The 10,330-nt window shown below is 59.0% G+C and carries 10 protein-coding genes; 2 read left to right on the forward strand and 8 right to left on the reverse strand.

The genetic code is table 11. The annotated features are described in order from the left end of the window. The first annotated feature begins 138 nt into the window (after positions 1-138). The gene (locus WFN75_RS18685; protein ID WP_046886332.1) at positions 139-1,518 is read left to right on the forward strand and encodes a carbohydrate porin; all 1,380 of its coding nucleotides are present in this window, start codon (positions 139-141) and stop codon (positions 1,516-1,518) included. 148 nt (positions 1,519-1,666) lie between these two features. Beyond that, positions 1,667-2,572 carry an EamA family transporter gene (locus WFN75_RS18690; protein ID WP_336996655.1) on the forward strand — a complete coding sequence of 302 codons (906 nt, stop codon included), beginning with the start codon at positions 1,667-1,669 and terminating at the stop codon, positions 2,570-2,572. Positions 2,573-2,754: 182 nt separating this feature from the next. Here WFN75_RS18690 and WFN75_RS18695 read toward each other — a convergent pair whose 3' ends face one another. The 8 genes from WFN75_RS18695 to uhpA all read right to left on the reverse strand — a co-directional run bounded on the left by WFN75_RS18695 (position 2,755) and on the right by uhpA (position 10,262). Continuing rightward, positions 2,755-3,021 carry a Txe/YoeB family addiction module toxin gene (locus WFN75_RS18695; protein ID WP_336996656.1) on the reverse strand — a complete coding sequence of 89 codons (267 nt, stop codon included), beginning with the start codon at positions 3,019-3,021 and terminating at the stop codon, positions 2,755-2,757. Next, on the reverse strand, positions 2,993-3,268 hold the full coding sequence (locus WFN75_RS18700; protein ID WP_233803349.1) for a type II toxin-antitoxin system Phd/YefM family antitoxin: 276 nt from the start codon (positions 3,266-3,268) through the stop codon (positions 2,993-2,995). The genes WFN75_RS18695 and WFN75_RS18700 overlap by 29 nt, the downstream gene beginning before the upstream one ends. Positions 3,269-3,324: 56 nt before the next feature. After that, complete coding sequence (gene nepI / locus WFN75_RS18705) at positions 3,325-4,509, reverse strand: purine ribonucleoside efflux pump NepI (protein ID WP_207292697.1); 1,185 nt, start codon at positions 4,507-4,509, stop codon at positions 3,325-3,327. Positions 4,510-4,641: 132 nt separating this feature from the next. Further along, complete coding sequence (locus tag WFN75_RS18710; RefSeq protein ID WP_336996657.1) at positions 4,642-5,094, reverse strand: DUF1198 domain-containing protein; 453 nt, start codon at positions 5,092-5,094, stop codon at positions 4,642-4,644. A gap of 229 nt (positions 5,095-5,323) precedes the next feature. Next, entirely contained in the window at positions 5,324-6,721 is a 1,398-nt protein-coding gene (uhpT, locus tag WFN75_RS18715) for a hexose-6-phosphate:phosphate antiporter (RefSeq protein WP_336996658.1), read from the reverse strand. Between the two features lie 142 nt (positions 6,722-6,863). After that, positions 6,864-8,174, reverse strand: a complete 1,311-nt coding sequence (locus WFN75_RS18720; RefSeq protein ID WP_040077770.1) for an MFS transporter — start codon at positions 8,172-8,174, stop codon at positions 6,864-6,866. Next, the gene (uhpB, locus tag WFN75_RS18725) at positions 8,167-9,672 is read right to left on the reverse strand and encodes a signal transduction histidine-protein kinase/phosphatase UhpB (protein WP_336996659.1); all 1,506 of its coding nucleotides are present in this window, start codon (positions 9,670-9,672) and stop codon (positions 8,167-8,169) included. Before uhpB ends, WFN75_RS18720 begins: the two co-directional genes overlap by 8 nt. Further along, complete coding sequence (uhpA, locus tag WFN75_RS18730; RefSeq protein ID WP_040077767.1) at positions 9,669-10,262, reverse strand: transcriptional regulator UhpA; 594 nt, start codon at positions 10,260-10,262, stop codon at positions 9,669-9,671. The genes uhpB and uhpA overlap by 4 nt, the downstream gene beginning before the upstream one ends. Positions 10,263-10,330 lie beyond the last annotated feature (68 nt).

Here is a 10,330-nt window from a genome sequence, read left to right on the forward strand (position 1 = left end):
CTATGGCGAAAAAACGGTAATGTAATACCTCTGTACCTAATAATAGAAATCCACTTGTTCTGATGATAGCGACATATTCTGTCAGATCGGAGCGGGATGGTTATTGTCTGAATAAAATTAAACTATATTGAGATAACCATGAACACAATTAAAAAACTTCCATTAACAATGGCGGTTATCGCCGCGCTTTGCCCAATTTCTGTACTCGCACAGGAGTTCACTCAAGAGCAAATCGACGCCATTGTGGCCAAAGCGGTGGATAAAGCCCTGGCAGAACGTCAGGCAAAAATGGATGCTGCGGTGGCGAAAAAAGCCGACGTGGTCACCGAGCCGCAAAGCGCGGCGCAGTCGCCGGATATGGCTATTCCGTTCGGGGTTAAATTTACCGGTTATGCCCGCTATGGCGCCCATTTCCAGGCCGCCGATCAAAAATACGTAGCGGTGGATGGCTCCTATAACGGTGCGTCGGCGATTGGTCGTCTGGGTAACGAAGGCAACGGCGGTGAATTCCAGCTCTCCAAAGCCTTTAAAGGCGATAACGGCGCCATCTGGGACATCAACGTGATGATCGACCACTGGGGCGACGAAGTTAACCTGAAAAAAGCCTATGCGGGCGTCACCAACATTATGGCGTCCAACCCGAACGCCTACTTCTGGGCCGGTCGTGACTTCCACCAGCGTCCGCAGCAGGGTATCAACGACTACTTCTGGATGAACCACGATGGCCAGGGCGCCGGGGTGAAGAACTTCGACATTGGCGGCGTGCAGTTTGACGTGGCGACCGTGGCGGCCGTGGAATCCTGTAGCCCGGAAGTAATGGAAGACGAAGCGAACCCATCGCGCATCACCTGTACCGGCGGTTCCGGCACGGGCGACAAAGGTAACTACGCGGCCACCTCTAAAATCCACGGCATGAAGCTCGGCCCGATAGATCTGGAGCTGTATGCGAACTACGGCTTTGACTCGAAAGCGATCGACAGTGAAGAGCGTCTGAAGGCCTGGCAAGGTGGCGTGGTGCTGAGCCACACCAACGACAGCGGCGTGAACAAAGTGATTGCCCGTTACTCTGATAACTCGGATAACAGCGTCTTCAACAAGACCGAGGATCTGACCACGGTCTACGCCAGCTTCGAAGGGCTGCATAAATTCACCCAGGCCACCCAGGTGGAGTACATTCTCGCCTTCCACGACTATGACAATAGCCGCGACGGCACCGATAACCGCAAGAACTACAACGCCATTGTCCGACCAATGCACTGGTGGAACGACGTCCACTCGACCTGGCTGGAAGCGGGCTGGCAGCACGTTGATTACGACAACGGCGGCGATAACAAAGGCTGGAAACTGACCCTGTCGCAGAACATGTCTATCGCCATGGGGCCAGAGTTCCGTCCGATGCTGCGCTTCTACGTCACCGGCGGCAAGGTGGATAACGAACGTACCGCCCGCGTGAACGGTACCCAGGACGAGACGCTTGACGATTTCAACGTCGGCGCCATGTGGGAAGCCTGGTTCTAAGGTAAATGCAAAACGGCAACGCCAGTTGCCGTTTTTAGTCTTTGCCCCCTCTCCCCGTGGGAGAGGGCTGGGGTGAGGGCACCAGATCGCACCAAACCCACCAATCCTCATGTTATGCTACAAAAAAACCAACATAACAGGGGAGAACATGGGTTCCACACGTAAAGGGATGCTCAACGTCCTGATCGCCGCCGTTTTATGGGGAAGTTCAGGCGTTTGCGCGCAGTACATCATGGAGAAAAGCCACATCTCTTCACCTTATCTGACCATGGTTCGCCTGCTGTTTACCGGGGTGATCCTGCTGACGCTCTCCTTCGTTCACGGCGACAAAATTTTCTCGGTCATCAAAAACCGCAAGGACGCCATCAGCCTGCTATTTTTCTCGCTGGTCGGCGCGCTCACCGTGCAGCTCACCTTCCTGCTGACGATTGAAAAATCCAACGCTGCCACCGCCACCGTGCTGCAGTACCTGTCGCCAACCATTATCGTGGCGTGGTTCGCACTGGCGCGGAAAAAGCGCCCCGGCCTGTTTGTGTTATCCGCGATATTCACGTCGCTTGTCGGCACCTTCCTGCTGGTGACGCATGGCGACCCGACGTCGCTCTCAATCTCGCCTGCCGCGCTGTTCTTCGGCATCGCCTCGGCCTTTGCTGCGGCGTTCTATACCACCTACCCGTCAACGCTGATCGCCCGCTACGGCACGCTGCCGATCGTCGGCTGGAGTATGTTGATTGCGGGACTGGTGCTGACGCCGTTCTACGCGGGGCGCGGCACCACCTTTGCGTTCGACGGTAGCCTGCTGCTGGCGTTCTTCTATCTGGTAGTGATCGGTACGGCGCTGACGTTCAGCCTGTATCTGAAAGGGGCACAGATGATCGGCGGGCCAAAGGCGAGCATCCTGAGCTGCGCCGAACCGCTGAGTAGTGCATTGCTGTCGGTGATCCTGCTGGGCGTGGCCTTCACCCTGCCGGACTGGCTGGGCACGCTGCTGATTGTCTCGTCGGTGGTGCTGATTTCGATGGATTCCAGAAGGCGGGTTCAGACATCAGCCTGATATCCCCTCACCCTAACCCTCTCCCCAAAGGGGCGAGGGGATTGTCCGGTGGGTCTTTTCACCCTCGCCCCTTTGGGGAGAGGGCCGGGGTGAGGGGTAATTTACGACTTTGCCCTCACCTTCGCTGCCACCAGCAACGCCGTCGATAAATTCGAGAAGACGGGTTCAGGCATTAACCTGAATTACACATGATAGTGATAGCGGCACATCAAAATAGTGAGTGCGCTATCCGACACGCCGTAAACCAGTCGGTCAGTATCGTTTATCCGGCGGGACCAGTAACCAGAAAGATTCCCTTTGAGCGGTTCAGGCTTTCCCATTCCTTTGAAAGGTTGGCGCTTCGCATCTTCAATCAGCTTGTTGATTCTGCGAAGCGTTTTCTTATCCTGCTCTTGCCACCACAGATAATCGTCCCAGCCGTTATCTGTCCAAATCAGTAGCCTGGTCATCAATCAGATCCCTCTGCGTGGTTTTACCCGTGTTTGCCTGTGCGATTGACTCCATCAGTCGGCTGGCATTAGCAGGCGAACTCATCAAATGGATCGTTTCCATCATCGAGTTGTAGTGCTGAAGAGACATAACAACCGCATCCCCGCCGTTGCGGCGGCTGATGATTGTCGTCTCCACATTGTCATTCACGTCGTCCAACACATCTTTGAGTCGGCTTCGCGCTTCAGTAAAGGTCACAACCTGCATATTCCCTCCTGTACAAGTTACGGTACAAGTATATCGCCGGGGTGACTATTTATCAATCAACGCGCCCTCACCTTCGCTGCCACCAGCAACGCCGTCATCAGCATCAGCGTACCGGAAATCACCAGCGGTGAGGTCAGCCCCAGATGGTCGAGCGCAACCCCGCCCACCGCCGCGCCGCAGGTGTTCGCCAGCTGGATCACCGCTACCTGAATCGACCCGGCTTTTTCCGCCTGATCGGCCAGCGAGCGGGTGATCCACGTCGACCAGCCCACCGGCACCAGCGCAAAGGCGAAGCCCCAGATAATGGCGATCGCCGAGGCGACCCACTTGTCGCTGCCCCACAGAATCAGCACGGCGGCGCTGATCGCCAGCACCAGCGGCGCACCGGCCAGCGCCACCTTGAGGGAGCGTTTCAGGAACTGCGCCGACAGCGAGGTGCCGACAAAGCTGGCGATACCGAAGCTCAGCAGCACCAGCGTCAGGCCATCCACGTCAAAGCCGGCCATGGTCATAAACACCGGGCGGATGTAGGTGAAGAAGGCAAACTGCCCGGCGAAGGCCATAAAGATGGCGGTCATCCCCGCCAGCACGCCCGGACGTTTCAACAGCGTAAACATGTTCTGTTTGTGATGCGCCGCTTCACCCGGCAGCGACGGCAACGCTTTCCATACCCAGACAATGCAGAGCAGACCCATCACCGCCGCGGCGTTAAAGACATTACGCCAGCCGATGATCCCGCCGAGAAAACTGCCCAGCGGCGCGGCAATTACCAGCGCGATGGAGACCGCGCCGAAAATCACCGACAGCGCTTTAGGCACCGTGCGGGCGGGCACCAGGCGCATGGTGAGCGAAGCGGACATCGCCCAGAAGCCGCCGAGCCCTAACCCCAGACAGGCGCGCCCGAGCAAAAGCAGGCTAAAGCTATTGGCGAAGGAGACCAGCAGGCAGGATGCCGTCAGCAGCACACTGAAGAGAATGACCACTTTGCGGCGGTCGATGGTGCCAATCGCCTGGGTAATAAAGAGGCTGGCGAACATCGCCACAAAGGCGGTGACGGTAACGGACTGCCCCGCCACACCTTCCGAAATACCCAGATCCTGCGCCATCGGCGTCAGCAGGCTGACCGGCAGAAACTCAACGGTAATCAGGCAGGCCACGCAGAACGCCACCGAGAAAACCGCCGACCAGTTGGGCCGGGCGACCTCTTTAGCGTGGGGAGCGGGCTGAATATGTTCTGTCATGACGTCACCTGAAGATAAAAATGTGCGGAAAAGTCGCGCAGTTTATCATCAAAAGTGTGACGAATTTAACGTTTCGACAACTTTTGCCGGGGTTTGCCGGATGACGTGGTGCTGGCCCCGGCCCGCAAGGCCTCAGTGAAGGTAAAACACACCCTCTTCCGGCAGGAAAAGTTGGTTATAGCGCAGCTGGAAGGCGTTCAGCTCCTGCGGATCGGGGTCCATTTCGCGCATAAAGCCAAGGGCCAGGCGGATCTGCGCATCGGTGAGCGGTGCGGCGAGACGGGCTTTACGCAGCAGGCGGTGCCAGCTGAGCAGATTTTGTTCACTGCCATCCACAATACACACCTGCCAGATCAACAGCACCTGGGCCGCGTTTTGCAGATGCGCCTCGTCCGGGCGCTCGAGGTAGCGGATAAACTCATTTCCGGACGTTTTACCAAACTGGTCGATCATCGACTCGACCGTCACCAGCGAAATGCCCAGACGTTCACTTAAACGTTTGATGGCGCGGCGAGAATCGGAGGTCAGGATACGAAATCCTATGACAAACACGGCTATGAGGGTCGCCAGCATTATCCAGATCATGAGTTCTCCTAAGTAACAGCCGCTCATAATATCGGGAAAAGCAGCGTGGTCGCCAGCAGACAACGTCATATAAGTGAACTGAAATTACGTAGAAAACCGCGGCCCTTCGATTGTGCTTCGCACCGGGCGAGGCGGGCATGGGGTCAAATTGCACACCAGAGGCGCTACAGCCTTACCGACAAACCAAAAAAGCCCGGCATCACACCGGGCAAAGAGGTCACCTGCACACTCAGGCTGCTTTCAATTTCTGTTTCTGCGCACGATTCTCACGGCGGATCTTACGTTCTTCCAGCACCGCGACCATCGCCATCAGGACGATACAGCCGATGGCGGCGGCGTCCAGCGCGGCGAAGGTGCCTGCCCAGCCGGTGAGGCCAAAGACCGGCGTGCCGTCGGCAATCATCCCCAGACCGAGCTTGGCGAAGCTGTCGCCGATCAGGTAAGCGAAGGTGCCCTTAATCCCATCGGCGGCGCCGATCGCTTTTTTCGGCACAAAACCGACCGCCGCCACGCCAATCAACAGCTGCGGACCAAACACCAGGAAGCCGAGCGCGAACAGAGAGGCAAGGTACACATACTGGTTGCTGGCGTGCTGGTATACGCCGAGCGTGGCGATAATCAGCGCCAGCGCCACGCAGGCCACCAGCGCGCGACGACCGTTGGCGAGGTCAGAGAGCCAGCCCCACAGCAGCGTGCCGACCAGCGCGCCTACTTCAAACAGGGTGAAGCCCTGAATTGCCACTTCTTTCGAGAGTTTCAGCTCCTGGAAGGCGTACACGGTTGACCACTGGTCGATACCGATACGCACCACGTACAGGAAGATGTTCGAGAAGCAGAGCAGCCAGATCACCTTGTTTTTCAACACGTACTCAACAAAGATCTGCCATTTGGTCATCTCGTTTTCTTCGGTCTCTTTATCCTCTTCGCTGATCTCCTCACCGAACAGCTCTTCGGCTTTGCCGAGGCCGTAGGATTCCGGGGAGTCGCTGCCGAAGCGCAGGCCGATAAAGCCGACGATCAGGGCGATAATCGACGGGAAGATAAACATACCGATGACGTGACCGTCGAACAGATAGTTGGCGCCGAACAGCGCCACGCCTGCCGCGCCCGCTCCGCCGAGGTTGTGGGAGATGTTCCACATGCCGAGGTACGAGCCACGCTTGCGGCGCGGGGTCCATTTGGTGATGGTCGAGTAGCTGCACGACCCGCCGGTGCTCTGGAAGAAGCCGCTCAGGGCGTAGAAAGTGATCATCAGGAACAGGCTGACGGAGCCTGAACCCATGCTGGCGCTGAAGCCAAGCATACAGATGGCGGAGAGGATCAGCATAAACGGCAGGAACTGCTTGGTGTTTTTGCCGTCCGCGTAGTAGGAGACCAGCGTTTTCCCCACGCCATAGGTGATGGAGAAGCCCAGGCCAATCATCCCCAGCTGCGTCATGCTCAGCCCGTAGGTTGAGATCATGTCGTTCTGCGCGATGTTAAAGTTCTTGCGGATCAGATACATGGTCAGGTAGCCGATAAAGACCACCAGGTAAGACTGCATGAAGGGTTTGAACCACATTTTGCGCCGCACATCGAGCGGCAGATCCAGGGTCGGCTTGCGCACCTGGTTAAGGAAGGCCAGCATGGTTTGCTCCTGAGCTGATTTTTATACCTGCGAATGGCAGGCATTGTAAAAATCAGCCGGGGGCGACGCCTGAGACAGCGTCCAGGTGAAACCGGGAAAATTTCTTAGTTTTGCGCCACTCGGCGCCAAAAGGTGAGGCGCGTCACGCTTCGCGCGGAGCCTGCGCGTGCAAAAACGGCAGCAACAACAGAGCAGAGATCCCCGCCGCGATGGCGATCACCGCGAAGAAGCCGCTCCAGTGCCAGACGTCGATCACCCATGCCAGCGGCCAGCCAGAGAGCGATGCGCCGAGGTAGGCAAAGAGTCCGACGAAGCCCGTCGCCGCACCTGCCGCCTCTTTGTGCGAGCACTCCGCCGCCGCCATGCCGATCAGCATCTGTGGGCCAAAGACGAAGAAGCCGATGGTGAAGAAGCACGCCGCCTGCATCACATAGCTGGCAAAAGGCATCAGCCACAGCGAGCCAACGGAGAGCAAAATGCCGGCGGCGAAAATCAGGTTCATCGGCCCGCGGTTGCCATTAAACAGTTTGTCCGATCCCCAGCCCGCCACCAGCGCGCCGATAAATCCGCCCAGCTCGAACATGGTGACCGCCGAGTTGGCGGTGACCAGATCGACGCCGAGCGTCTCGGACATGTACAGGTTGCCCCAGTCGTTGATCGCCGCGCGCACCACATACACCAGCACGTAGCACAGCGATAACAGCCAGATGTAGGGATTTTTCAGCACATATTTCGTGAGAATCGCTTTGTGCGTCAGCCCCGCCCCCTCCTGCTGCTGGGCGATCTCCATCTCGTCGTGCCGCCAGTCGCCAACGGGGGGAAGCCCGACGGTCTGCGGTTTATCGCGCAGGCGCCAGCAGAGGAATAGCCCGGCGAGAATGGCAAGCCCGCCCGCAATCATCATTCCCGCACGCCAGCCGTAGTGCAGCGCCGCCGCGCCCACCACGATGGGGATCAGCGCCCCGCCGACGTTATGCGCCGTGTTCCAGATTGCCCACCAGCCGCCGCGCTCATTGCGTGAGTACCAGGTGGTGAGCAGGCGGGCGCACACCGGTGCCCCCCAGCCCTGGAAAAAGGCGTTCAGGGCCCACAGCAGGGCAAACGCCCACAGGGAGGTGGAGAAGCCGAACAGGATGTTCACCACGCCGGTGGCGATCAGCCCCGTGCCCATGAAGTAGCGGGCGTTAGAGCGGTCGCTGACGATACCGGAGAAGAACTTCGACAGGCCGTAGCTGATGTAAAACAGCGTCGCCAGCAGGCCGATATCGGTGCGGGTCATCACACCGCTGGCGAGGATTTCCGGCGCGGCGGCGTTAAAGCTTTTGCGGGTGAAGTAAAACAGCGCATAGCCGAGCCAGATAGTGATCAGGATATGGCGCCGCCAGTAGCGGTACCGGGCGTCGATGTCGGCCTGGTTGCCGACGGGCGCGGCATTGGCGGGGGTGTTAAACATGGTGACTCCGTAGCGGCAAACTGGCGCTGACGCGCGTGCCGTGCGTGCAGGAGAGGGTCAGGGTACCGCCCAGCGCCACGACGCGCTCGCGCATCCCCGCCAGGCCAAAGCCCTGCTGGCCGGAGCCCGGCGGCAGGCCGCAGCCATCGTCTTCAATAATCAACATCAGGCGGTCTTCCTGCTGCCAGCCCTGCAGCGTAACCGCGCTGGCGTTGGCGTGTTTCACCACGTTGTTTAGCCCCTCCTGGCAGACGCGGAACAGCGTGACGCGCTGGCCTTCGCTCAGCGTCCGTTCATCAATATTCCAGTCGAGATGGCTGACGATGCCCCGGCTTTCCAGCTCCATTTCGCGCATCAGGGAGCGCACCGCCTGCTCAAGCGAAAGGTCGTCGAGCTGGCGCGGGCGCAGTCTGCCGAGCAGACGGCGCACGGAATCGTACACCCCCAGCGACAACTGCTCGATATGCGCCCCGCCCTGCTTCACGCCTGCGTTTTCCGCCGCCAGACGCTGAACAATGCCCGCCTGGGTGCGGATAGCGGTGATGGTCTGGCCGATGTCATCGTGCAGCTCGCGGGCCACTTCCTGGCGCACGCTCTCTTCGGTCTCCAGCAGACGCTCTGCCAGGAGCCGGTTGCGCGCCAGCTCGGTTTGCAGGGACTGATTCAGTTCGCGCAAGCGCTGGATACCCGCCCCCAGCAGCAGCCCGGTCAGGCTCTGGGCCAGCAGCGAGAGCAGCAAATCAACGGGGTGATCGTGCCATGTCTGGCTGGCGATCAGCGCGATGGCGTTCATCAGGGTCGCGATCAGCGCCCCCTGCCAGCCATAGTGCCAGGCGAGGGCGATAATCGGCAGCGCCAGACAAAACGGCGTAAAGCGGGAAAGCTCGGCGGGCAGGCCAAGCTGCAGCCACAGGCTCAGAACAAACAGCAGCAGATACCAGATAAGATGCCGGGCGCGCCAGTTTACCGGCTGGGAGACCAGCGCCGGGCCGAGCGGCTGCCATACGGTGCTGGTGAGGTAATGCCAGATAACCAGACAGGTGGGGGCCAGCGTCAGGCCGCCGGTGAGGGTCAACAGCAGGGTGTTCAGCATCTCTTGCTCGCCGAGCCACGGCAATGACTGTAACAGCGCGGCGGCCATCAGCGCCGTGCCTTGCCACAGCAGCGTGCGCCAGTCCCGCTGATGGCGATAGCGCGAGATCAGCGTGACCGGAAGAAGCGTCAGCACACTCCCGATCATCAATAATGACAGATGGGCCAGCGCCACTTCCTGCGCCAGCCAGAACAGCATCAGCCACTCCGCGCCCAGCAGCACCGGCCAGTAGCCGCGCGGGCATTGCAGCATCAGTCCAAGCCGCAGGCCGAACGGGAACAGCAGCACTGCCAGTTCGGGGCGTTCAACCAGATGCAGACTAATACTCCACAGGCAGAACCAGGCAGCGGAGAAGATAAAAAAGCTGGCAACGACGGCGATCAGCCGCGAAAACATCGGGTTCATTGCCAGTTATCAAACATACGCCGGGCCAGTTCAACGTCGTTACTGACGCCCAGTTTTTCCATCAGGTTTGCCCGATGAACGTGCACGGTCTTTGGCGATAGATCCAATTCAGCGGCAATTTCTTTAACCGACATTCCCTGGGCGAGTTTCTCTGCCACCTGACGTTCACGCTTTGTGAGCGGATCCTGGCGTCCGGTCGCCAGCTTGACGGCGATATCCGGGGTTAAATAACAGCCGCCGGTGGCAACGGTGCGTACGGCGGCAATCAGTTCGTCCGGACTACAACGTTTTGAGAGGAACCCACGCGCCCCCGCGTTAAGCGCCTGCTCCACCAGCGCCGGGCTGTCGTGAACCGACAGCATGATGGTCGCCATCCCTTTCGGCAGCTGGCTTAACAGTTCAAGACCGGAGAGATCCGGCATGGAGATATCGCAGATACAGACCTGCACCCCGCGCCCCGGCAGACCTGCCAGCGCCTCACGGCCAGAGCCAAATTCCGCAACAACCTGGAAATCGGCCTCCAGACTCAGCAACTGGGCGAAGCCGGAGCGGACGATAAGATGGTCGTCGATGAGGGCAATGGTGGTCATGTGCGTTCCTGGCGGGCGGATAAAAAAACGCGCTTACCTTAACGATAAGCGCGCGGGCGTTCAAGCAA

This window comes from Leclercia sp. UBA7405, assembly GCF_037152215.1.
In the GTDB taxonomy this organism is placed as follows: domain Bacteria; phylum Pseudomonadota; class Gammaproteobacteria; order Enterobacterales; family Enterobacteriaceae; genus Enterobacter; species Enterobacter pneumoniae.